Raw genomic sequence first — 24,918 nt, 5'->3', positions numbered from 1 at the left:
ACGAGCTATCTTTTACCCCCCCCCCCCCCATTACAAACGATGAAGTGATGGTGGCGCTAAGCGATAAAAGCAAGACTTTATTTTATGCGAAATACAAAAACTCACAAATTGAGTGGCTTATTGATAGCGTGTGTGAACATATGGGAGGGTGCTTGTGTTCTAATGAAGTTGAATTTAAAGAAGCTTCTTTATTGCAAGTTACGATTTTAAAAAGCCCCATTTTAACCTGTCCTAGCCATTCTTGGAAATTAGACCTTAAAACCTTAACTTATCAAAATGGCATCAAAAAAGCCCCTTTAAAAAATTACACCATTAAAAATAATGTTTTGAATGTATTTAAAAGCTCGCATTTAGAAAATCCATTCAAAGGAGATAAAAAAGGCGCGTCTTCTTGTGAGTATTTAAACCATGCGAGTTTGTTTTTTGAATGTAATGGGGTTAAAATCATCACGGACCCTTGGCTAATAGGGCCTTGTTTTTTAGGTGGTTGGTGGCATAGTAAGCCTAGCTCTAAAAGAGCTATAGAATGTTTAAAGAGTGCGGATTTTATTTATATTTCACACAACCACCCAGACCATTTGAGTGCTCAAACTTTAGCTCTTGTGCCTAAAGACAAACCCTTTATTATTCCTAACTTTGAATCTAAAAGCGTAGAAAATTCCTTAAAAGGCTTAGGCTTTACTAATCTTTATGCCCTTGATTTTAAGGATATTATTGAACTTAGCCCAAAAATTCAAGTAAGCGTTTTAAAATCCGGAGATTTTAGAGATGATAGCGGGTTGTATCTGTGTTTGGATAACCATGAAGTGTTGTTGTCTGTGGATAGTAATTTTTTAAATCATTATGTATTACCTAAAGATATTAGCTTGTTAGCCACTTCCTTTGCGAGTGGCTCAAGTGGGTTTCCCCTATGCTTTGATAACTACTCTTTAGAAGAAAAGCAAAAAATTAGCCATCAAACTAGAATGCAGTTAAAAAATCATGTGGCTAAGATGATGCAAGTTACGACACCACAATTTTATATGCCCTATGCAGGCATGTTTAGCGAAGAGGCTAAAAGAGACAGCTTTATTAAAGAATACAATCTTAAAAACGCTCCCAAGGATTATAAAAGTTTGTGTAAGAAAAATCATATTACTTATATTGAGCCAAGCAACACGACTAGGCTTTCTTTTAAGGACAAAGATTTAATTAAAACCCTTTTAGAAACAAGTTTTATCAAAGATTTTGAGCCAGAATTTTATATTGATTTGTATAAGAAACATTATCAATACAACCCCCATGCTTTAATAGAATATCTAAAAAACGCTCACTATTTTGACAAGCAAATCGTTACTTTCATACCTACTAATGATGATTTTAGTGAAGTGATAGGCGAATGCGTAGAGGCTAATTTTGACACTCAAAACTTTAGAGTTTTAGAGCCTAATGAAACACCCCTAAAAGAGAAAGAAAATTTTAGAGTGATGCAATTAAAAGTGAGAGCTGAGATTTTAGCATGCGTTATCAAACACGCTCTGCCTTTTGAAGACTTTTCTATAGGGTTTCATTGCAGGATTTTACGCAGCCCTAATACCTATGAAAGCGCTTTTTGGTTTCATTTCACTAACATTTATATCAATCCGAGTGCGGTGTGTTTCAAAGAAGTTGAGAAAATTTGTGCTTTATAAGTAGAAGGTATAAGAGTTTATGCTATCTTGTTATGGTTTTTAAATTCAAATTTTAAAGGATTAACATGCAATTTAGAATTGAACATGACACTATGGGCGAAGTTAAAGTAGATGACAGCAAGTATTGGGGGGCTCAAACACAGCGTAGTTTTGAAAATTTCAAAATCGGCACAGAGAAAATGCCAAAAGAGTTAATCGGAGCGTTTGCTAAACTTAAAAGAAGTTTAGCGGTAGTTAATCATAAGCTAGGAAAATTAAGCGAAGAAAAATCACAAGCGATTATTAAAGCGTGCGATAGCATTTTAAAAGGCGAATTGTGTGGCGAGTTTCCCTTAGCTATATGGCAAACTGGTAGTGGCACTCAAACGAATATGAACTTAAATGAAGTCATAGCCAATAAAGCCACTGAGATTTTAGGGGGTAATTTTAGAGAGAAGAAACTTATCCATCCTAATGATGATGTGAATATGAGCCAAAGCTCAAACGACACTTTTCCTACGGCTATGCATATTGTGAGCGTGCTAGAAATCACGCATAAATTACTCCCTAGCTTAGAGAATTTATTAAAAACTTTCAAAGAAAAGAGCGAGAAATTTAAAGAGATTGTTAAAATCGGACGCACGCATTTACAAGACGCTACGCCTTTGACTTTGGGGCAAGAATTTAGTGGTTATGCGAGCATGCTAGAGCATAACAAAGCCCAGATTTTAGAGAGTTTGGAGCATTTAAGAGAATTAGCCATAGGTGGCACAGCCGTAGGCACAGGTTTGAATGCTCACCCAGAGTTGAGCGAAAAAGTCGCTGAAGAACTCACACAATTTAGTGGCGTGAAATTCATCTCAGCCCCTAATAAATTCCACGCCCTTACTAGCCATGACGCTATAGCTTACGCCCATGGGGCTTTTAAAGCCCTAGCCGCAAATTTAATGAAAATCGCTAATGATATTAGGTGGCTTGCTAGTGGGCCGCGCTGTGGTTTAGGCGAATTATCTATCCCTGAAAATGAGCCCGGTAGCTCTATAATGCCTGGCAAAGTTAATCCTACACAATGTGAGGCGATGACTATGGTAGCCGTGCAAGTTATGGGGAATGACACCGCCATAGGTATTGCGGCTAGTCAAGGGAATTTTGAGTTGAATGTTTTTAAACCAGTGATTATTTATAATTTCTTACAGAGTTTAAGGCTATTAGCAGATAGTATGGAAAGCTTTAATATCCATTGTGCGAGCGGTATTGAGCCTAATAGGGAAAAAATTGATTATTACTTGCACCATTCTTTAATGCTGGTAACCGCTCTTAATCCGCATGTAGGCTATGAAAATGCTGCTAAAATTGCTAAAAACGCCCATAAAAAAGGCATCTCTTTGAAAGAAAGTGCGGTGGAGTTAAATCTATTGAGTGCTACTGACTTTGATAAATTTGTTGTGCCTGAAAAAATGATAGGACCTAGGGCGTAAACTAGCTATAGGGAGAAAGAAATGACGCTCCATCAAGCTACTAAGTCTAAAGAAATCCGTGAGCTTTTAAAGGAAGTGTTGAGTGATAATAAAAGTTTGGGATTGTATTTGGATATGGGGGGCAAGCATGCGAAGTTGACTAATGGGGCGCATTCTTTAACTATTCCCTCATCGCCAAGCGACAGAAAAAGCGTGAAAAATTTTCAAAAAGAATTGGTAAAGTTCCTTGAGACTAAGATAAAACACGCTTAATGTTTTGAGGCATTAAGAATAAAACTGATATTTTTGTGCGAGAGGATTAAAGGGGCTAATTTGATTATGTTCTCTTCTTGCATGAACATGTGGATAAGTTTCGTATTTTATTTGAGATTTTTAAGTTGTTAAAGTGTTGTTTTTAAGTTTTCTTAGCTTGATAATTAGATAGCATGGATTAGAGATGACTTCGCAAAGGAAATGCAAAGGAGAACACGATGAAACGAGTGAGTAGCCATAAAGAAACCAACAAAATTGTAAAAAAATACATCAAACTTCTTGGTTTAGAAATCACTAGAAATAAAAAGCATGCATGTTTGAGGCATGGAAAACACCGCTTAACCTTTTCATGCACGCCTAGCGATGGCAATAGTTACAAACAGATAGAGCGTGATATTTTAAAGATATTTGGTGCTCTTTTGCGTGCGAATTAAGACCATTAATGACTTTAGGCATTGATGAGGCGGGTAGGGGGTGTTTAGCCGGTTCGCTTTTTGTAGCTGGGGTAGTGTGTGATGAAAAAATAGCCTTAGAGTTTATAGAAATGGGCGTAAAAGATAGCAAAAAACTCAGTCAAAAGGATTTTATAACATGCATGATAGAATAACATTAATTTTTTAGATTATTGTAGGTTTTTATGGTACAATGATGTGTGGCTTATAAAGGAAGAAGGATAGTTAAGAGTGTTTGTTGTTCAATCAGTTTTACTCTCTCTCGTTTTGAGCTATTTGGTAGCTGTTTTGCTAATTCTATTAACCGTTTTTTTACGATATTTTTTATATTTTTTATTTTTTTCAATAAGGATATGTTATGGCATTAGATTTAAGCAAATATACTATAGAGGAGCGTTTTATTCCGGTGTTTTTAATGTTGGATACGAGCTATTCAATGAATGAGCCTTTAGGAAAACATTCACGCATTGAAGTGCTTAATCTTTGTATTCAAAAAATGATAGAAACTCTAAAACAAGAAGCTAAAAAAGAGCTATTTAGCAAAATGGCCATTATTACTTTTGGAGGTAATGGTGCGTTTTTACACACGCCTTTTAGTGATATTAAAACCATTGATTTTAAGCCTCTAAGTGCAGATGGTGGCACACCTTTTAGTAGTGCATTTAGATTAACTAAGGATTTAATAGAGGATAAAGGCACTTTTCCTACTAAATTTTATAAACCCTATAGTATTTTGGTCTCTGATGGTGAACCTAATAAGGGTGATAAATGGCCAGAGTCTTTATATAGTTTTCATAATGATGGCAAAAGCGCTAAAAGTGTGTGTTGGAGTATATTCATTGGCAATAAAAATGATAACCCACAAGTAAATAAAGATTTTGGTAGAGATGGTGTATTTTGTGCAGATGATGTAGAAAAATTAGTGAAGTTATTTGAAATTATGACTCAAACTATTAGCAAGGGGGGTTCTAATAATAATCATATTAAAGATGATTTAGAGTCTATGATGAATGATTTAAAATAAGGAGGATATTTTTATGGATGTGCATGTTAATGCTGATGAATTAGAAAAATTTGTAGGCGAAGTTAAAGGTTTTTTAGAAACACAGCAAAATGCAACTTCTAGATTAAAAGGGGCTTTTAATCGTTTGGGTAATTCATGGCAAGATAGCAAGCGTAAAGAGTTTGAAAATAATTTTTCAAATCTTTTAAATGCGCTTGCTAGATTTAATGAATTAGCGCAAGGTGATATTAATCATTTAAGAAAACTCATTGCTATTCAAAGAGAATACGAGAGAACGCATCATAGTCATTAAGGGAATTTTGTGCAAAGTTCTATAAAGAGTCTTTCTTCTTTAAATACAAGCATTCAGTCTTTAAATGATATGCAAAAAGAAATACAAGAAAGACTAAAAATGCTGTTATATAAAATCAACCAACAAATTGAACGCATACAAACTCAAGTTAATCTTTCTAAAAGCTTTTTAATCGCTGCACAAGCTAACGAGGCAAAAAAATTAGCCATAGTTACTAAAAGGGGCGTTGAATTTGCTAAAGCTAGTAGAGATTTAGCTAGTTTTAGTGGTTTGCCTATAGCTAGAGAAGCTTTGGCTACAAGAGTAGCCTATTATTCATACAAGCTCAATGAAGCTAAAAATGCCTACACTAAGGCTATAAAAAATAGAAAAAATATGCAAAAAAAGCTTGATTTAAATCAAAAAGCTTTAAAAATCCTTAAAAATACACAAGAACAAACGCATTTAATTGGCAAATCTAAAAGTAATCAAATTAGTATTTATGCACTTAGTGCTACAAGAAAGATTTTAAATATAGAAAACTTGCAAGCACAATATAAATTAACAAGTAATGCAAATGATTTATATCATATAAATGACTCTTTTAACAAGCCTTTTAATATTAGCGATTTAGATATAGACTTAAGCGCTTATAATGAAGTAGAGAGAAAATTTTTAGAAGAATCTAGTTTTGATGTCATAGATGGCAAGATTGTAGCCAAACGCAATAAAATTTTTAATGCACAAGAAAAAGATGGGAATGACAAAAGCAATTTAGAAAGAATGCAAGAAGGTAATGCTCCATTATGCAAAGATGGCATGTCTATGGAATTACACCATTTAAAACAAGAAGATGAAGGTATTGTTATAGAACTCACTAGCACGGAGCATAAAAAATATTATAAAGATTTGCATTTAAATAAAAAAGAAAGTGAAATAAAACGCAACGCTTTTAATGTTTTTCGCAGAAACTACTATAAAAAAAGAGCTAAGGAGTTAGAAAATGAAGCTGCCTAAGGATTTTGAAGATTATTGTAAAGTGTATGGAAATTTTAATGAAAAGGGGCTAGAAATTTTTGGCACTTTAAAAAATCAAGCAACCGATAAATTGCCAGCTTTTCAAGCAGCTACTAGACTCTACTCACAGCACTATGATTTAAAAAAAAATGAGATTGTAATTTATTATGATGACTATTTAAGTTCTATTGTTATTTTAAATGAAAAAGGGGAGGTGTTTAATGTGGGTTTTGAAAATCGTCAAAAAATCGCTGCTTCTTTTAGGGAATGGTTTTTGGCAAAATGTGAAGAATTTGAAATACAAGAAATCAAGGATTTTTAATGCAAGATTTTAAAGAAATTAAAACGCATTTTAGTCAAGCAAAAACTGATTTTTCGGATAATGTAAAAGATGAGGTAGGAGAGCATATTATTCAAAATTATTTTGAACCTATTTTAAATTCTTTAAATCATTTAGTGCGTTTAGAACAAATGGCACAATTGAAATGTAAAAAAGCGGACATTTATTACGCTAGGGCTCTTTTAATTGTGCCTAATATCTAGGAGAATAAAATGGGGTTCTTAAATGAGTATTATACGCTTTATCAAAAATTAGATTCAATTTTAGAAAAATACTTTATTTTAGAGCAACAAAATGAAAAATATCAAGCCTTGTGTTTAAAAAAGGATTATGAAGAAGTTTTAGGAGAGATTTCTTTTTTAAACGATAAAGCAAGAGAAAAACAACCTATCTTTGAAAAGCATTTAAGTCTGTCTAAAGAAGAAAAGGTTTTAGAGTTCGCTATTACTTCACGCATAGAGATAAAGCCTAATGTTTTACAAAAAAATTTAAATAAAGAAACTTTTACTTTTGTATATTTGCAAGAACTACCCTTAAAAAAGGCTTTATATAGCAATGATTTAAAAGATTTTGGTTATATCAAGCAATATATTTTACGCCTTTTGCAATTAAGTCCTTTAAATGCCTTGCATTTTACTTTGATTGACCCTAAGACTTTGGGAGTAAGCTTTAATTTTTTACGCCCTATTTTAGATAATGAATTTATTTATAAACAACGCATTTTAACCTATGAAGAAGAAATTGAAGAGGCTTTATTAAGTCTAGCAAATTATATGGAAAATCTTTTGCAACGGCAATTATGTGGGGTAGAAAGTTATGTGGAGTATAATGCTAAAAATCCTAAGCCATTGCCCTTAAAAGTGCTTGTGATTAATGGACTAGGTATTAAAGTATTTTCTAGTTTAGCGCTTCTTTGTTTAAGGCGTTTGATTAAATTTTCTCATTTAGTGGGGATTAATATTTTTATTATCATTGATGATGAAAGTTTAAAAAATAAAGAAAAGAGTGATTTGTTTGATTGTATTGATTTTTTAAACAAACATGGTGAAAAATTAGGGAGTTTGGGGGGTTTGTCATCGTTAAAACACCTAGTCTTAAAGAGAGTTTTAGAGCCTGAACCCACTGATAGAATCAATATGTTTTTAGAAGAAATCAACACCGCCTATAAGCAAACTAGTTGCATTAAGGGTGAATTAAAAGAGTTGTTAAAAGAAAAGGATTTTTTAAAAAGAGATTCTACTTTGGGCTTAAAAATTCCTTTAGCTTGGGATTTATGTGAAAACGAAATGAGTTTAAATGTAGGTTTTATGGATAGTGAGCCACATACAATCATAGGGGGTCGTAGCGGGAGTGGGAAGAGCAACTTATTGAATGTCTTAATTGCTAGTGCATGTTTTTATTATTCTAGAGATGAATTAGAAGTATATCTATTGGATTATAAGGATGGCGTGGAATTTAATCTTTACACTGAGCCTAATTTATCTCAAGCTAAACTTATTGCCATTAATAGTAATGTGAGTTATGGGCTTTCAGTTTTGGAGTATATCCAAGATGAAAGAATAAGGCGTTCTAGCTTGTTTAAAAAAGCAGGCAGCAAGGTTTCAGATTATATTAGCTACAGAGAGCATACAAGAAAGAAGTTGCCTAGAATTTTAATCATTATTGATGAATTTCAAACTCTTTTTAGCACAAAAGATAGAGATAAAATTGAAGATATTTTGGTAGATATTGTAAGAAAGGGGCGAAGCTTTGGAATCCACTTGGTTTTAAGCACACAAACTTTAAGTGGTATAGAAATGAATAATAGAGCCCAAATTCTAGGTCAGATTGGCAATCGCTTGGCTTTAGTGATGAGCGAAGAAGATAGTTTTACACTTTTAGGAGGGGCTAATAATGCGGCTAGCAAATTAAAGGGTAAGCCCTATGGTTTGTTTAATTTTAACGGAGGACAAATGTCCTATAACAAGGAAGTAAAAATCCCTTATGCAAATAAGAATGAGATTGCCACGCTTTTAGAAAGAATCAAACAAAATCATAATACTACACACACTAAAATTTATGATGGCGATAAGTTGTATCCTATTGATGAAAGTGTTTTAGGGGGCGATGAACTAAACTTTATTTTAGGAAAAGGACAAGATTTTGAGAATAAAGATTTTAAGCTTTTCACAAATCGCAAGCATTTATTGCTAAGCACAACAAATGCTAAGGAAAAAGAGCTTGTATTTAAACACTTGAGTTTGAATGTTAGGGCGTGTTGCTACGAGATAAAAGAAATCAATGATGAAACCAGCTTAAAAGAACTAGAAGGTTTGCTGTCATATCAAAAAGGTGTGATTTTCATTAAAGACTTAGATACTTGTAAAGATTTATTGCCTAGCGATAGCTTTTCTTTTGACCCTATAGATGAGACTAAAACTAAACATGAAGTTTTTAAAGAAATATTAAAACATAGTGCTAAAAATTTAGTGTGTGTAGTGGCATGCATAAACAAGCCTAAACGCCTTTTAAATAATTCACAATATAAAGAGTTTTTTGAAGAAATTTTTTCATTGCGTTTAGGATTTGAATTAGATGCTGAAAGTGTGGGGGTTTTAATGAATGATGTGTATTTGACCAAATCTTTACGCCATAAAAATGCTTTATTTATGGATTTGGACAATGAGATTTATAGATATTTCAAACTTTTTAAAGAGAAAGCATGAAAATCATTATAGATAATTCAGGCTCTATGAATGAAAATGGAAAAAAAGAAGCCCTAAATTTATGGCTTTTAGCTTTTAAACAATTAGCTAAAAACACAAGCATAGAAGAATATGATTTAAAGGATTTAAAAGGGGAATTTAAAGATGCTTTGTTGTTGAGTGATGGGCATTTTATAGAAGAAATTCAAGTTAAAGCTAGCGTGGCTTTTGGAGCTGATTCAAATTCAATCAAGCTTAAAGAAGTCTCTTCTAAGGTATTTGATAGTGCTGAAATTTTTCAAGTATTGCAATTTATGAAAAAACAAAACGATAAGTAATGATAGATTTTAAAGCGTTTGGGACTTCTATTAAAGGAATATACCATGTGTATGCTAATTTGCCTAATCAAGACGCTTTTTTAATTAGAAAAAATCAAAAGGGATTATTACTTGTTTTATGCGATGGTTTAGGGAGCAAAAAAGATTCTTTAGTTGGGGCTAAAAAATTGTGTGAAAGTGTAGAAAAGGCTTTAAATATTATTGACATACGAAATTGTAATTTAGAGTTGTTGGATAAGGTTATTTTTAGTATTTGGGAATGCTTGCTTTATCCTTTTGAGACTTGCAATGCCTTAAGCACTCTACAATTTGTTTTTATAAATGAAACAAAAACATTTATAGGTAAAGTGGGCGATGGTTTATTAGCTATTTTAGGAGAAGAAAACAAGCTTTTTAGAGAGAGTAAGCAAGACTTAACCCATTTTACAACCCCTTTTAATTGCAATACACTTTTAACTTGGGAAGTCTTAGAGAGTAAAAAAATTGATGCACTATTTTTATGCACTGATGGATTAGATGAAAGTTTAATAGACGCAAAACGCTTAGATTTTGTTAAAGATATTATCAATGAATTTAAATATAAAAATAGGGCATCAAAAAAATGCTACACACTTTTAAAAAACCATAAATTTTATGATGATACCAGTTTGATTATAGCGTATAGAAAGGATAGTTTATGGAGTTAGAAGAAATCATTGAATTTATTGATAGTAAGGGGCATATCCATAAGATTACAGAAATTTTAGGAGAAGGGGCTCAAGGTAGAGTGTATCGTTGCCTAGATAAAGATACAGCCATTAAAGTTGTGTTAAAAGATGGCGTTTTTATTAAAGATGAAAAATCGCTTAAAGAATATGAAAAAAGCATTCAAAACTTACGCCTTAAACCCATAGAAGAGCATTTTTCTATGTCAATCCCACTAGCTACCTTAAAGGATAAACAAGGCTATGTGATGAAAATGGCTGAGAGCTATGAACCATTAAAAACTCTTCTAAAAAGGCCTAATGTTTTAGAAAATGAAGAAAAAGAGGGAAAATTAAAAATTAATAGTGTCATTAAAGAGCTTTGTGGAGATAATCTTCCTATGGCTTTAAGTTTAAGCTATTATGCACAAACACAAGGATTAAAATCGCGCTTAAAAATACTTACCCATTTAGCAATGCTTCTTTTTAGATTGCAAAGCAAGGGTTTAGTGTATGGGGATTTGAATTTAAATAATGTGTTTTATAAGGATAATTCAGCCTTTTTAATTGATGCGGATAATGTAAGTTATGAGAGTGAAAAAGCCTTGCTTATTTTTACACCTAATTATGGGTCTTTAGAAATTAGTCAAGCTGTTAAAAATAGCGATACAACTAAATATAACACCATGCTTAGTGATACCTTTTCTTTTACTATTTTGGCTTATGAGCTTTTAACTATGATTCATCCTTTTAATGGGGCTATGGCAGATGATAGCATAGAAAATCATATAGAATTGCCTTGGATTGAAGATGGCACTGACACAAGTAATTCTGAGCAAGTATTGCCTTGTTTTTTAACAAAGGATTTAAAGGATTTATTTAGAGCTATGTTTGAAGAGGGAAAAACAAATCCCTTAAAGCGCCCCACTATGCCTTTATTGATAGAGAGCTTAGAAAGAGCTAGTTTGCAAGTATTAGAATGCAAAAATTGCTTCATGACTTATTATGACAGAGAACATGAAATTTGTCCTTATTGTGATGCAAAAAAACCTATTAGACTTATAGCAACAAGTTATTATCAAAATAAAGAAATTTTTTATTTTGCCTCTAATTTTACAGACCCTATTTTTTTACCAAAAACCTTATTTCAAGGGATTGAGATAGTAAAAAACGAACAGAAATTTGTAGAGATTGTTGATGATATACTAGTTTTTTATCACAATATAGAACAAGAAAATATTTTAGTTAATGATAAAAAATTATACCACCATAAAATAGAGATAAATTTAGAACAAGAATTAAAAATCCAATATAATGATTTTATCATTAAGGTTCAAAAATGCTAAATTTTATAAAAGAAGATAGTATTATCAAAGCTTATAACCTAAATATTACAAAATTAAAGCTAGAAGATAGAGAAAAATTTGGGTTACTAAAAATTGAAAATTCTAAGATATATTTTCAGCTCAATAAAGAGCATTATTTAGAATTAGAAATTATAGGTAAGTTTAAAGAAAAAGAAATTAAGAATGCTTTTTGTAATAACGCCTTTCTTGTAGCTCAAGTTTTAAATTTAAGTAAAGAAAATCAAGAAAAACAAGTTTTAGAATTAAAATGTTATTTTTTCAAACGCCCTATAAAAATTCTTTCTGAGCCACTAAATATTAATTTTAAAGACAAAATTATAGAAAAAATTACAGATAAAAAAATAACGCTAGAAGATTTTAAAAAAATTTGTATTTTAGAAATGGCTGGTTTTACTTATTTTATATGTGTATTGCCTTATGAAGATGAAAAAGAAGAAAAAGATGAAAATAAAGAGATTTTAGAAGAAGATTTTAGGTTGCTAAATGCTAAAGGGGAATTAAGTGTTAAATACACCTTAATGGACACTCAGCATGTCTATGAAGCACTAAATTTAAGGCTTAACAAACAAGAACTAGAGCCTAACTTGTGTTTATTTTTTCAAGGCTCATTAGAATTTAATGATAAGACTATAAAAAGCATGCGAGCAAGCCTTTTAAACCAACTTCAAGAAGATGAAAAATCGTATTTGAAAATTTGGGAAAACTATTTAATTGAAGGTGCTCAAAAAAATTTTAAAAAGACTTTAAAAATAGGGGTTTTAGAGATTGAAAGCATAGATAAAAAGAACGAGGATTTAAAAATTTCTTTTAAGCAAACTTTAGATAAGGATAAAGTAGAAATATTAAAAGCAGGAACATTAATAAAAGGTTATGATTTAGGGGTCTTAAAAGATTTAGACATAGAAAATAAAGAAAAAATTATTGAATTTATTTCGCAAAAAGATAAAGCAAAAATCAAATCAACTAATGAAAAACAGACAATAGAAATAAAAAGTGTTAGCGGGGATTATTTTATAATAGATGACAACCCTTCTATAAAAGTAGGCGATACTTTTTATTTAGATTATATGGGGAGCTTAAATAACCTTAATAAACAATACAATGCTTTAGATAAAACAAAAAAAGGTTTGAGTGTTAACCCTAATTTAGGTTTAATTTTGAATATTAAAGAAGATTCTAATGACAATAAAGATGCTACAGATAGAATTTTAAAAGAGATTCTATTGAACTATAAAGCAAAAGCTCTAGAATTAAATGATGAGGTTAAAAAAAAGATTTTTAAAAATCCGCCCACTAAAAATCAAGAAGAAGCTATAAAAATTGCCCTAAACACCCCTGATATTGCCATTATTCAAGGGCCTCCTGGAACAGGTAAAACCACTGTGATTAATGCCATTATTGAAAGATTGTTTGAAGAATACCCTAAAGATAAAAATATTAAGGGACAAATTTTATTGTGTGCTCAAGGGCATGATGCGACTAATAATGTGCGTGAGCGCCTTAAAGTAGGGGGGTTACCCACTTTTAAATTTGGGGAGCGTTCTAAAAGCACCAAAGAAGAGCGATACAAACAAAATGAAATCTTAAACACACAATTAAGCGAGCTTGCTAATATGCTTATAAAAAATGTGAAAGAAAATTTAAAAAGCTTGGGCGATTATGAAAATATGCAAAAAATCCTAGATTTAGAAGAATCTCTTAGAGTCTATTATTATTCGCCTATCAGTGAATTAGAACTTTTAAAGGAAATAGAAAAAAATGCGAGTTTTTTAAATTCTTCTATGCGTGAGACATTAAATGAATTAAAAGCAAGACATAAAAAACAAGAGGATGCTAATTTATCTGTTATTTATGCTTTACGCACCACACAAAAGGGTTTTGAAGATGATGGACTTATGCGTAATTATGAACTTTTAGAAAGCAAATTTAAAGAAAAACTTACCAAAGAAGATAAAAAGCTTTTAGAATCCCCTAAGCCAAACTTAGAAAAAATACAAGAGCTTAAAATAAGGTTGTTAGAAGAGTGTATTCCTAAGAGAGATTATGAAATTTCTAAACCTAAAGAAGAGGTGGTGCAATTAGCTAATGATTTACTAGATAGTCTTTCTTCTCAAAGTCCTAATGATAAACGCATTAGAGCCTTATTAGAATACATAAGCGTTTTAGAAAGAAATCCAAGCGATTTGGTGGGTTTGTTAAAAGATTATAATTTTGTTTTTTCTAGCACGATAGGGCAATATGATAGGGCGTTAAAAACAAAAGAAAGTTTCTATTTTGATAGTGTGATTATTGATGAAGCCGCTAAGGCTAATCCTTTAGAATTGCTTATGGTTATGGCATTAGCTAAAGAGCGTATTATTTTAGTGGGTGATGACAGACAATTGCCGCATTTTATGGATGATGAAATAGAAGAAAAACTGAAAAACGATAATAAGGATTTTCAAAATTATATAGAAAAAGCCCTAAAAGAGAGCATGTTTAAAAAGCTCAAAGACAGAGTCAAGCAATTAGAAAAACTAGATGGCAAAAAGCGCTTTATCACTTTAGACAAGCAATATAGAACTCATCCTTTATTAGGGCAATTAGTGAGCGACACTTTTTATAAGCCCTATAATGAAAGCTTTGATTCGCCCCTAAAAGAAGAGTGTTTTAAGCACAATCTAAGAGTTTTAGACAATAGGCCATGTGCATGGATAGATGTTAAAAATGATAGAGAGAATAAACATGAGAGTTCTTACTATAGAGAGAGCGAGATTGAAAAAATTAAAGAATATTTAAAGATTTTTATAGAAGATGAGCCAAACTTTACTTTTGGGGTGATTACTTTTTATGGGGAGCAAAAAAGGCGATTAGAACAAGCATTAAAAGATTTTTCTTTAGTAGAAGTAGGCACGGTAGATAGCTTTCAGGGTAAGGAATTTGATGTTGTGTTTTTATCAAGTGTTAGAACTAAACACACTAAAGAATTTGGATTTTTAAAAGATTATCAGCGTCTATGTGTGGCATTAAGCCGCCAAAAAAAAGCGCTTATTGTAGTGGGCGATAAAGATAAATTTAATACATCAAATGCAAAAGATGAAGTCTTAGGTTTATTTAATTTCTTGCGATTATGTGAAGAAAAAGGCAAAATTTTATGAAAATTGTTAGTTTTGAAAATGATTTTTATTGCGACAAACACCTCTTAATTCCTTGTAAAGTTTATTGTGTAGAATTAGAAGTTGCCTATAATGATTTAGGTTTAAACACAATAGAAAAGTGCGCTTTAAAATTGAAAGAATCAGGAATAAAAGACAAAGAATTAAAGGATTTTTTAGGCTTCAAGGGGGAGCTAGAGCCTTTAATGGAGCTTATTTTAGAAAAAATTGAGACTAAAATACACGAAGAGTATAAAAAAATTTATACAAATTTTTATTATAACTTAATTAATGAAGAGTTTTTACATTTTGTAGATTTAGAGTGTAGAGTTAGAAAGGGAAATAAGCTAAAAAATAATCAAGTGGAGTTTTATATAGATAATGAGCCTATTAAAGCAGAGAGCTTGTATTACTCAAAAGAACATAAACTACCACATAATAGAACAGAAATGCTAAAAGAGACTATAAAAACATCTATAAAATACCATCAACAAGATATTTTGCGTTATGCAAAGCCAATATATTCTAACCCTTTAGAGGGGGTTTATTACTTGCATGCTAAAGCGTTTAATGATAATGGGTTAAGAATAGAATGCAAGAATCACCCTATTAAAATGGCAGAAAAATTAAAGGGGAGCAATCCTAAATTTATTGAAAATTTAAGCAAAAGACAATATGTTCAAAATGGCGGATATAAAGAAACAAAACGCATTAAAGTGTTTGAAAAACCTATGGCATTTGATGACAGATTAAGTATTATTGAAAAACACTTATCTAATTTGGATACAAATGACAAAAAGCTAAAAATTTGTGGGGCTTTACATGATGTTTATGAACAAATTTTTGAAGATGAAAAAATATCACAAAGTGTTGCCACATGCCTTGCAATCTCAAAAGATACTCAAGCTATAGCTAGTCATTTAGGCTTTGAAAAATGCTTAAATGTTTTGCAAGACAATAAATTAAACGCTTTATTATTGCATCATGAAAAAGTTATGCAAAGTTTGGCTAAAAATTATCCCAGTTTTTTGCGAGATTTAAACGATTTAAAAAAGTGTAGAGGCGCAACTAAGCATGGAGGGGAATTAAAAGATGATAATTTCTTAACCAGAATAGAATTAGAAAGATATAGAGATGAAATCTATTTTTTAATAGAAAATCTTTTAGAAAACCCTTTGATTAAAGATAGAGAAAATATTAAAGAAAAATCTCATTATAGAAAAAATGCAGAGATTGATGCTCAAATCCAACTATCAAATTTAAATCTCCCTAAATCCTTGTTTGAGTGTTTTGTGGGGGTTAATCTTGCCAAAAATAATAAAGATAGAGAAGAAATAATCTTAAATCTTTATAAGATTTTTGAAACCATTCTTATAAAGGCTATCAAAAAACAACCTAAACTTGATTTTAAAACCAAAAATGAAATTTTAAAAAACTCTTCTTATAAGCTTAATAAATCTTTAGAAGAAGTGAGAGAGAGTTTTTTAGAAAATGCGTTCAAATACAAGCATGCAAGTTTAGGAGCGTATGTATTAGTATTGCTTAGTTGTGGGTATTTTGAGAGCGTGTTTGAAAAAGTCCAAGAATGGCTAGTTTTTATCGCTGAGCTTATTGCTTTAAGAGGGCATGGGCATAAAATGACTAAGAAACTTGAAAAACTAGAAATAAAGAAGTTAGAAGAGTTGGAACAACAAGCGTTAGAATATTTTAAAAAAATGGCAAGTAAATTATATCCAAAGGAGAATCAATGAGTGAAAATAAAGAGTTAGAGTTAAATGAAAGAGAAACTAAGTTAAATGAAATACAAAAGCAACTTAAAATAAATATTGACAAATTCAAGCAAGAAAAAGAGGGTTTTCAAAATGATAAAGACGCTTATTTAAAAGACAAGCAAGAATTTGAAAACTTTATGCAAAATAAAGAAGTCTTTAAAAAAGAATTAGAGCAAAAAGTTAAAGAAAGCTTGCTAGCTTATGAGAGAAAGCAAAAAGAGTCAATACTAGAGAGAGTTAATAAAGAAATACAAGAACAACAAGAGTATCTTAATAAAGACTACAAAAAGAAGTTAGAAAGCATCCAAGAATGTTCTAATAAGCTAGAAAATAATCTTAAAACGCAATTTGACACTCAATTAGCACAATGGGAACAAAGTTTTAGTGGCTATGCAAAACAACTTAATGAAATCTTGCAAACAAAAGAGCAATTAAAATTGGAAAAACAGCAATTTAATGCAAAAAAACAAGCATTTGAAAATCATATGAAACAAAGAGAAGAAGAGATTAAAAAGGGCAAAGAAAGAGAAATGGAGCGTTTAAAAGAAGAAAATAGTGGCTTAAATCAGCAACTAGATGCTATCCAAAGAGAAATTAGAGGTTTAAGACAAGAAAAAAGGGAGCTAGAAGCACAAATTGATTTACAAAGCGATTTTAATAGGGAAAAATTAGAACAAGATAAAAGGCTATTAGAAGAGCATAAAAACGAATTGTTTAAAGATAACGAAGAGTTAAAAAATAAAATCCAAAGCTTAGAAAATGAAAAAAATAAACTTGACCCAAGAGATGAAACAATAAAAGAGTTAGAAGAAAAACTTAGGGGATTAGAAAATATTCAAGCTCAAAAAGAACATAACGATAATCTATATCAAGGACTTTTAGCTAGAAACACAGCCTTACAGGCTGAATTGAATGAACTTAAGGAAAAATTTGAAAATCTGAAAAATATTTATGCGGGCGTAGAAGATTTTGACAAACGCAAGAATAACATTAAAGAACAAATCATAAAAGCTAGCCCTAAAACTTTAAAAACCCCTTCAGATATCACTGATAAAGATGAATTAAAGTTTTTAAATGATATAGAGGAAGGCATGCAAAAATTTCATGTATTTTATCCTAAGCGTTTGTTGTATATGTTCCATACCGCTTTAAAAAGTGCTTCTTTATCGCCACTAAGCGTGTTAAGTGGTGTGAGTGGGACAGGAAAATCTGAATTACCTAAGCTCTATGCGCATTTTGGAGGGTTAAATTTTTTAAGCATTGCCGTGCAGCCTACTTGGGATAGCCCAGAATCCTTAATGGGGTATTTTAATGCGATAGAAAATAAATTTGATGCGACAGAGTTTTTACGCTTTTTTATCCAAACTGCCTTGGATAAAGAGGAGTTAGATTGTAGTTTAAAAGAATCAATGAATATTGTTTTATTAGATGAAATGAATTTAGCTCATATTGAATTGTATTTTGCGGAGTTTTTGAGTAAATTAGAGATTAAGCGCTCTAAAGAAACTAATGTTAGCATTAAGCTAGGCACCGGTTTGACTTGGGAATTGCCCTTAAGAGATAATTTATTGTTTGTAGGCACAATGAATGAAGATGAAAGCACAAAAATGTTAAGCGATAAGGTGCTAGATAGGGCGTTTTGCTTAAACTTTGAAAGACCTAAAGATTTGAAAAGCAAGCAACAAAAACGCCTTTTAGATAATAATAATTATTTAAAGGCTGAAGTTTTTTCTAGTTGGATAAATAAAAAGGGTGATTTAGAGAATAAACTAAAAAAATACAAAACACTAACCGAACGAATTAATGAAAATTTGAGCGCTTGTTCTAGAAGTATCGGACATAGGGTATGGCAGAGCATGAGCGCTTATATGCACAATCACCCTTTAGTCAAATACGCTAATGATAAAGATAAGGCTTTAAAATATGTCTATGAAGAATGCTTGATTTTAAAGATTTTTCCTAAACTTAGAGGGGTTGAGACACGCAAAAATAACCATTTAAAAAATATTCAAGACTTATTAAAGGATTTTAATGTGGTTAAAGATTTTGAACAAGCTATGGAAAATGATTTTAATCAATTTGTCTTTAATAGCGCTAGTTATTTGAATGATAACGAATATGAAAAAATAATCAGTGAGATAAACAAGTAGAATGGGACTAGAAGAACTATACGCCCCTAATAATAAAGAGCGTTTAAAGACACTTAGTTTTTTAAGGGCGATTGCTTTTTTTGATTATTTTAGCGCTTCTTTTGAATATAAAGATTTATTTAGTGTTTTAGAAAATATCGCACAATTTGATTATGCAAAAAAGCCTTATAAAGATGATTTGTATTTCTTATGCAAATTTGTAGAACCAGCCTTAAAGGCTATTTTTAACAATTTAAACACGAATATTTGCAGAGAGTATCTTAAAATGCCTTTAGAAAAGGCTAGGGAATTTGACGCTAAATGTGCACTATATTTAGCCAAGCGACCGGGTCGCAGCTTAAAAGAAAAATTGTATGACAATAAGGTGTTGAGCATCAAGCGTTATACGAATGTCAATACACATGAAAATAGATTTTTAAAGCGTTTTGTGAAAGAGCTTTTAAGAATAATCAATTTGCGTGAAAATGAATTCCAACAAGTTTTTGAAGAACTAATTTTAAATATAAAAATATTTTTAAAGAGTGAAATGGCCCAACAAATTGATGAAAAGCAAGCCATTATCCCTAATAATTTATTGCATTTTCACAAGCATTACAAACGCATTTTTAAAGCTTATAACTGGCTTAATGATGACATAGAGTCATTGCCACAGATGAGCTTAGAGCAGATTTTTTATTTGGAGTATTTATATCAAGCTCAATTTTACACCTCTTTAGAGGTTGAGCCGATATTGATTAAAGATGAAAAAGATTTACAAACATTGATTAAAGATGATTTTTCAATTAAAGATTTATTATTTGAAGACATGCGTTTAAGGGTTAAAGAATTTTTAGAAAAAAAATTAAATCAACCCATAAATTTAAATCAAAAAATCCCTCAACTTGAATTGTGTAAAGAAGTGTATAAAGAAATTTATATTGATATGTTTAGTTCTGAACCTTTTGCACTATTAGTTAGAAATGATAAAAAAATAGAAATAGAGCAACTCCCTCTTTTAGCCAAAAAACAAATAGATAATATTTATATCAATGCTAATAATACTAAGTTTGAAGTAGATAAAAAAGGCTATTTAGCCAACGCTCTTAAAAACTATGATGAAAATCTTGTAGAAGCTTTTATGAAAGACTTTAAAGAGCGTTATAAAATAGAAAAATTATATTATTTATTAGATGATGAAATTAAAAGTTTTGAATTTGCTAAGATTAAACATAAAATAAGCTTGTATTTTAAGGACGCAAAATTTTATCCTAAAAGCGTTGCTTTGGGTCTTAGTAAATTGCTTGAAAATATATTGCAAGAAAATGAGCGTTTGCGTTATAACAACACAGATTTAGTCGTTAAACACCTAGAAAAAGAAAAAAATAAAACTTTTAATCATCGTGGTTTGGTTTTAGAAAGACAAAAAAGTGATGTTTCAAAAGAAGATTATATTTTAAAAGATGAGCCTTTATGTATCGAACAAGCTTTAAAAAAATTTAAAGAAGCCTTAGAGCTAGAAAAACAAGGCATTATTTTGTATAAAGAATGCTTGCCTAAACTTTCTATGGAAGTGATACAAAAGGGGCGTTTTACAAATTTTGAAATCATTAAAGATAAAACAAGTTTAGAAGATAAAGAAATTTTAGAAATCAAAACGCCTTTTATCGTCCCTAAAAATGCAGGAAGCATTGCCTTACCTTTAATTTTAGGAGATGAAAAAATTGCTTATTGTGGCAAGATTGTCTCTAAAGATTTTCCTTTAAAAAATGATGAAGAATATAATCTCACACTCACTTATGACACCAGCACAGAGTTTAATTATCTTTTAGAATTTAAGCCTAGCAATAAAAATTTGTGTGGCATTTCTATAGAATGGGAACAAATTAATTCAAATGGTATTGAACTCCCTACACCTAGTTTTACTAAAAAACTAAGCCTTGATGAATTAAAAAAAGATTTTAATCCTAAAACAGGCAAAAAATCTAATTTGTTTGAGTGGATGCTAAAGCATTTAGAAGCATTAGAGAAGAAACTAGAATATGGCGAAATTTTATGGATAAAAAAAGATAAAAATAACGCTCATTTTTGTATAGTTAAAACAGAAGATAAAGAAGTCTTTTGTCATAGCAATCAATTTGAAAAAGAGGTAAAAATAGAGCAACTTTCACAAGGCGTGCAAGTGTGTTTAGAAGTATCTAAGGATAAAAACGATGCTAATAAATATCAAGGAAGAATTTATGGCTTAAAAGAAAATTTAAAAGAAAATAAAGAAATGATTTTATCCAATATAGCTAAAAATCATTATCAAAAAATACCCCAAGCTGTTAAAGAAAAAGATAGAATAAAAGCGCTTAAAAACATTAATTATCCGTGTTTAAAAATCTTTTCACATTATACGCTTATAGAATTAGAAACTTTAAATCCTAGTTTTACAAATCCTTTTAAAGAGTATTTAAAGCGTTTAGAAAAGTATTATTTTGACCCAACAATAACTAAAGAATTTAAAGATACGCTTTTAAACTTTTTTGGTTATTTGAACGATAGTATGCCCATAAAATTACAACAAGAATTTATTCAATTGTCTTCTACTTCTTTTTTATTAAGCAAATGTTTTGGGTCTCTTAATAAAGGCTTTCAAAAAGAGATTTTTAAAAAACTTATAGATTGTTTTTTTAAATCTCATCGTAATAAAAATGAAGATGTTTGTTTTAAAATACTAAAAATTTTAGCCCAAGCGAGTTGGAGTAATGAAAATTTTTTAAAGAATTTTATAAATCTAACAAGTTTAAAACAACAGAAAGGTTTTTTAAAATGTATAGAAGTATGCCTAAAAAATCCCAAATCATTTTATTTTAGCAGTGCGTGTGAGTTGTTGCTAGCCTTTTTGATTTATCGTAACACGCAAAGACAATTAGATTTAATCCCTGAAAGTGAAAAAACCATGCGTTTATTGGATGGTATAGATAAGGCGATAGAAAATAAGATTGAAATTAAAAGTTTTGTAAAATTAGAGTTAAAAACTCAAGGTTTTGATGAAAGTATTCCGTCTTTATTATTGGCATTGCGCTTGTATTTAAGGGGGGATTTACAAGGTGTTGGAATTGAAATTAAAGGAATAGATGAAAATGAATAAATTAGTGGTTATCAATCGTGCCATTCCAGGTGGGGGCAAGACTTCTTTAACTAAAAAGATTGAAGAATTAGCAAAAAGTTTAGGGCATTCTATTAGTATTCATTCTACTGATGAATATTTCATTCAAACAGATGAAAAAGGCATTAGACATTATGTTTTTGAATTAGAAAAACTTAATGATTATCATAGGCAAAATTTAGAAGCTTTCAGACAATCTTTAAAAGATAATACAGATATTGTGGTGTGCGATAACACTAATTTAGAATCTTGGCAAAGCAAACCTTATACAGATGCGGCTAGAAGCTTTGGTTATAAAATTTTATTGGTTGATTTTAAGCCTAGAGAATTACAAGAGCATTTGAAAGCCCAAAAAATAACTAAAGAACGCCCTGATGCACATCAAGTTCCAGAAGATGTGTTAAAAAGAATGTTTAAAGAGCATAGGATTTCTAGTCCTTGTTTGGATAAGACTAAGATTTTAAGAGAAGATACTTTAGAATGTCCTAATCATTATAAATGGGATGATGTAAAATGCGCTAAGCAGGCGCAAGGTATTGCCAAGCATTATGATTACGATTTTTACTTAGAAAGAATACCGGTTAAAAGTGAGCAAGATTATGAAAAACAAAACAAAGAGTTAAGTTTAAAAGCCTTAGATTTTTTAAAATATAATTTTGATTTTGAAGTGATTTTTCATTTTCTGGGGGAACAGTTAATGCCCATTTTTTTAGGAATGCGTCAATTTAATGCCCAAAAACATGTTTTTGTTACTTCTAGCGTAAAAAATGTTAAAAAATTAAAAGGATTTTTTAAAAAACGCAAAAAGACTAATGAAAGTTTTAAAATTAATGTTGATGCATTTAGTTGTATAGAAGTGAATGTTTTTGAGCCTAAAAATATTTATGAAAAAGTTTTAAATTATATTAAACAACATAATTTAGAAGATAAAAAATTATGTTTTAATCTAACCGGTGGCACTAAAATGATGTTTTTAGCAGGACTAAAAGCATCAGAAAAGGTTCAAGCATCTTATTTTTATATTGAAGAAAAGGCTCAGCAATTACTACTTTTTAAAAATACAAGCGAAATTCAATCTTTTTCTATCCCAACTATTCCCATTAAGGATACAGAGACTTTTTTAGATTTACACACCCCAAATTACACAATAGAGCAAAATGGTATTGTCAATAAAAAGCTTTTAGATAAAATAAAGGAGCGTAAAATTTTAAGCGACTTATTGTATAAACGCCGCACACGCCTTGCTTATCTCTATCAAAAAATTAATGATAGCTATGCTAACAATAAAAAAATAAATATTTGTGAAAATAACATTAAAATTCTCTATGAAAACCATCGGGTTTGTGTGAATGTAGATGGAGAAGAAATCAAGCTTGAATATTCAGAAGATGAAGATGATTTTAGAAATTATATTATAGGGGGTTGGTTTGAAGAATATATTTATTGTGAGTTATTAGAATTATTAGATAGGCAAATAATTTATGATTTACGCTTAAATATGCGTTTGAATATTGATGCTATTACAACTCAAAGATTTTTCCCTATTAATATTAATGAGCTAAAATCATCTAAATCATCTATTTACGCAGAGTTTGATATAGTCTTTAGTGATGGCAAAAATCTTTACATCATAGAATGCAAGAGTGGAAAATTAAAAAATGGCAAAGAGATTTTGGCTAATTTATCTACCAACACTCAAAATTTTGGCGGTGCAAATGCAAAGTGCATTTTAATGTCTAATGATACTTTTTTGAGTTCAAATATACAAGAAAGAATTAAAAGCTTGAATATTAAGTTTATTTCTAAAGATTTTAAAGAAAACATTAAGGGTTATATTGATAACTTTAGGCATTGATGAGGCGGGGAGGGGGTGTTTAGCCGGTTCGCTTTTTGTAGCTGGGGTAGTGTGTGATGAAAAAATAGCCTTAGAGTTTATAGAAATGGGCGTAAAAGATAGCAAAAAACTCACTCAAAAGAAACGCTTTGTTTTAGAAGATAAAATCAAATCGTGCGATGATGTAAAATTCTATATCGCCACAAAAAGTGTAGATGAAATTGATGCTTGGGGTTTAGGGGCGTGCTTGAAACTTGCTATACAAGAAATCTTAGAAAATCTAAGCCCCTATACTAAAAATATTTATATAGATGGAAATACGACATTTGGTCTCAATCAAAAATACTCTAATTTAAACGCTATCATTAAAGGCGATGATAAAATTATTCAAATTTCTATGGCATCCATCTTGGCTAAAACTTCTAAAGATAGAGAAATGCTAGACTTGCATGCGTTGTATCCGCAATATGGCTGGAATAAAAATTGTGGTTATGGGACTAAAAAGCATATGGATATGATAAGGCAATATGGAATAACACCCTTTCACAGAAAGAGTTTTACACTCAAAAGCTCCCCCTCCTTGTTCTCACTATAGGCTTGTATAAGCTTTTTATGAGAGTAAAAGCAAGCTCTCTAAAACCATGCTTAAATCTTTAGAAGTTTCTTTAGAGATTTTAATACCCTTTTGAGACAAAAAATTGACCAAGTCACTAGACTGAATGCGTGGGAATTGAGTCATTACATACACACGATTTTCTTTCTTATCGGTGAAAGTTTCAATAACCACTGATTTAGATACTAGAAAATCAATCAAATAAAAAATGGTGTCAATATTTTCACTTTTAGTTTTGAGTGCCTCATAGATACGCTTGCGAGCTTTTTTAACTAAAAAGAGAGATTCTAATGTGCCATAAGCATTCATTCTAGCTCTTAGTAGGGCAATCTTCTCAGCGTTCTTTTCTGGAGAAATTTTTTCATCGTAATGAACATATTGAGCGTAGAAAAATTGGTGTTTATCCGTAATGGACGCAGAACCCATGTATTGATTGAGCGGATTATCTTGAGCGAAGAGATTTGCTTTGACCCAATCTGGGTAATTAGTGGTATCTTGCAATTTTTCTGCATAAGCCACTTGACTAAAAACACCTAAACTTAAAAGAGCGCATAAACTCAAAGCTTTGAAATTTTTCATAAAATTTCCTTATATGTAACAAAGTTTTTCCTACTTTTAGACTTTATTTCACAAAGAGTGAAAAACAACCAAAAGTAGAAAACTTTAGAATTATATGTTGAATAATTTAACAAATTGTAAAAAATAAGAATTAAGTAGATAAGTAGATAAG

20 protein-coding genes and 2 pseudogenes are annotated in these 24,918 nt (G+C 30.6%); 21 read left to right on the top strand and 1 reads right to left on the bottom strand.

Annotation, left to right across the window (positions count from 1 at the left end):
• The first annotated feature begins 47 nt into the window (after positions 1–47).
• The 21 genes and pseudogenes from C6H25_RS03930 (at position 48) to C6H25_RS03830 (ending at position 24,170) form a co-directional block, all read left to right on the top strand.
• Complete coding sequence (locus C6H25_RS03930) at positions 48–1,670, top strand: MBL fold metallo-hydrolase (RefSeq protein ID WP_233707322.1); 1,623 nt, start codon at positions 48–50, stop codon at positions 1,668–1,670.
• Positions 1,671–1,735: 65 nt separating this feature from the next.
• Complete coding sequence (gene fumC / locus C6H25_RS03925) at positions 1,736–3,127, top strand: class II fumarate hydratase (protein ID WP_104748163.1); 1,392 nt, start codon at positions 1,736–1,738, stop codon at positions 3,125–3,127.
• A 21-nt stretch (positions 3,128–3,148) separates the two neighbouring features.
• Positions 3,149–3,379 carry a hypothetical protein gene (locus C6H25_RS03920; RefSeq protein WP_104748162.1) on the top strand — a complete coding sequence of 77 codons (231 nt, stop codon included), beginning with the start codon at positions 3,149–3,151 and terminating at the stop codon, positions 3,377–3,379.
• Between the two features lie 218 nt (positions 3,380–3,597).
• Positions 3,598–3,813, top strand: a complete 216-nt coding sequence (locus C6H25_RS03915) for a hypothetical protein (protein WP_104748161.1) — start codon at positions 3,598–3,600, stop codon at positions 3,811–3,813.
• 8 nt (positions 3,814–3,821) lie between these two features.
• A pseudogene (gene rnhB, locus C6H25_RS03910) lies at positions 3,822–3,959 on the top strand (ribonuclease HII); the annotation flags it as partial.
• Between the two features lie 230 nt (positions 3,960–4,189).
• Positions 4,190–4,855 (top strand): vWA domain-containing protein, encoded by a 666-nt coding sequence (locus C6H25_RS03905; protein ID WP_199768934.1) that lies wholly within the window; start codon positions 4,190–4,192, stop codon positions 4,853–4,855.
• 13 nt (positions 4,856–4,868) lie between these two features.
• Complete coding sequence (locus tag C6H25_RS03900) at positions 4,869–5,147, top strand: WXG100 family type VII secretion target (protein ID WP_104748160.1); 279 nt, start codon at positions 4,869–4,871, stop codon at positions 5,145–5,147.
• Between the two features lie 9 nt (positions 5,148–5,156).
• Positions 5,157–6,143 carry an HNH/ENDO VII family nuclease gene (locus C6H25_RS08760; RefSeq protein ID WP_199768933.1) on the top strand — a complete coding sequence of 329 codons (987 nt, stop codon included), beginning with the start codon at positions 5,157–5,159 and terminating at the stop codon, positions 6,141–6,143.
• On the top strand, positions 6,130–6,465 hold the full coding sequence (locus tag C6H25_RS03885) for an SMI1/KNR4 family protein (RefSeq protein WP_104748159.1): 336 nt from the start codon (positions 6,130–6,132) through the stop codon (positions 6,463–6,465). Before C6H25_RS08760 ends, C6H25_RS03885 begins: the two co-directional genes overlap by 14 nt.
• Positions 6,465–6,686 carry a hypothetical protein gene (locus tag C6H25_RS03880; protein ID WP_104748158.1) on the top strand — a complete coding sequence of 74 codons (222 nt, stop codon included), beginning with the start codon at positions 6,465–6,467 and terminating at the stop codon, positions 6,684–6,686. The genes C6H25_RS03885 and C6H25_RS03880 overlap by 1 nt, the downstream gene beginning before the upstream one ends.
• A gap of 9 nt (positions 6,687–6,695) precedes the next feature.
• Positions 6,696–9,188, top strand: a complete 2,493-nt coding sequence (locus tag C6H25_RS03875; protein WP_104748157.1) for an FtsK/SpoIIIE domain-containing protein — start codon at positions 6,696–6,698, stop codon at positions 9,186–9,188.
• On the top strand, positions 9,185–9,505 hold the full coding sequence (locus C6H25_RS03870; protein WP_104748156.1) for a hypothetical protein: 321 nt from the start codon (positions 9,185–9,187) through the stop codon (positions 9,503–9,505). Before C6H25_RS03875 ends, C6H25_RS03870 begins: the two co-directional genes overlap by 4 nt.
• Entirely contained in the window at positions 9,505–10,191 is a 687-nt protein-coding gene (locus tag C6H25_RS03865) for a protein phosphatase 2C domain-containing protein (RefSeq protein WP_104748155.1), read from the top strand. The genes C6H25_RS03870 and C6H25_RS03865 overlap by 1 nt, the downstream gene beginning before the upstream one ends.
• Positions 10,182–11,534: a protein kinase gene (locus C6H25_RS03860; RefSeq protein WP_104748154.1), complete on the top strand. Its 1,353-nt coding sequence runs from the start codon at positions 10,182–10,184 to the stop codon at positions 11,532–11,534. The genes C6H25_RS03865 and C6H25_RS03860 overlap by 10 nt, the downstream gene beginning before the upstream one ends.
• Complete coding sequence (locus C6H25_RS03855; protein WP_104748153.1) at positions 11,528–14,692, top strand: DEAD/DEAH box helicase family protein; 3,165 nt, start codon at positions 11,528–11,530, stop codon at positions 14,690–14,692. The genes C6H25_RS03860 and C6H25_RS03855 overlap by 7 nt, the downstream gene beginning before the upstream one ends.
• Positions 14,689–16,440 carry a hypothetical protein gene (locus C6H25_RS03850; RefSeq protein WP_104748152.1) on the top strand — a complete coding sequence of 584 codons (1,752 nt, stop codon included), beginning with the start codon at positions 14,689–14,691 and terminating at the stop codon, positions 16,438–16,440. Before C6H25_RS03855 ends, C6H25_RS03850 begins: the two co-directional genes overlap by 4 nt.
• Complete coding sequence (locus C6H25_RS08845) at positions 16,437–18,611, top strand: restriction endonuclease (protein ID WP_233707321.1); 2,175 nt, start codon at positions 16,437–16,439, stop codon at positions 18,609–18,611. Before C6H25_RS03850 ends, C6H25_RS08845 begins: the two co-directional genes overlap by 4 nt.
• Before the next feature lies 1 nt (position 18,612).
• A complete protein-coding gene (locus C6H25_RS03840) occupies positions 18,613–21,723 on the top strand; it encodes a DUF2357 domain-containing protein (protein ID WP_104748151.1) in 3,111 nt (1,036 codons plus the stop codon).
• Positions 21,710–22,099 (top strand): annotated as a pseudogene (locus tag C6H25_RS09065) (AAA family ATPase); the annotation flags it as partial. The gene C6H25_RS03840 and the pseudogene C6H25_RS09065, both read left to right, overlap by 14 nt.
• Before the next feature lie 51 nt (positions 22,100–22,150).
• Positions 22,151–23,596 carry a Card1-like endonuclease domain-containing protein gene (locus C6H25_RS03835; protein ID WP_418904546.1) on the top strand — a complete coding sequence of 482 codons (1,446 nt, stop codon included), beginning with the start codon at positions 22,151–22,153 and terminating at the stop codon, positions 23,594–23,596.
• On the top strand, positions 23,580–24,170 hold the full coding sequence (locus C6H25_RS03830) for a ribonuclease HII (RefSeq protein WP_104748198.1): 591 nt from the start codon (positions 23,580–23,582) through the stop codon (positions 24,168–24,170). Before C6H25_RS03835 ends, C6H25_RS03830 begins: the two co-directional genes overlap by 17 nt.
• Positions 24,171–24,185: 15 nt before the next feature.
• On the opposite strand, the gene C6H25_RS03825 is transcribed toward C6H25_RS03830, so the two are convergent.
• Positions 24,186–24,767 (bottom strand): hypothetical protein, encoded by a 582-nt coding sequence (locus C6H25_RS03825; protein ID WP_104748149.1) that lies wholly within the window; start codon positions 24,765–24,767, stop codon positions 24,186–24,188.
• Positions 24,768–24,918 lie beyond the last annotated feature (151 nt).

The sequence above is a fragment of the Helicobacter cetorum genome (genome assembly GCF_900198405.1).
Classification (GTDB): Bacteria; Campylobacterota; Campylobacteria; order Campylobacterales; family Helicobacteraceae; genus Helicobacter; species Helicobacter cetorum_C.
This window is presented reverse-complemented; position numbering and strand designations above follow the sequence as displayed.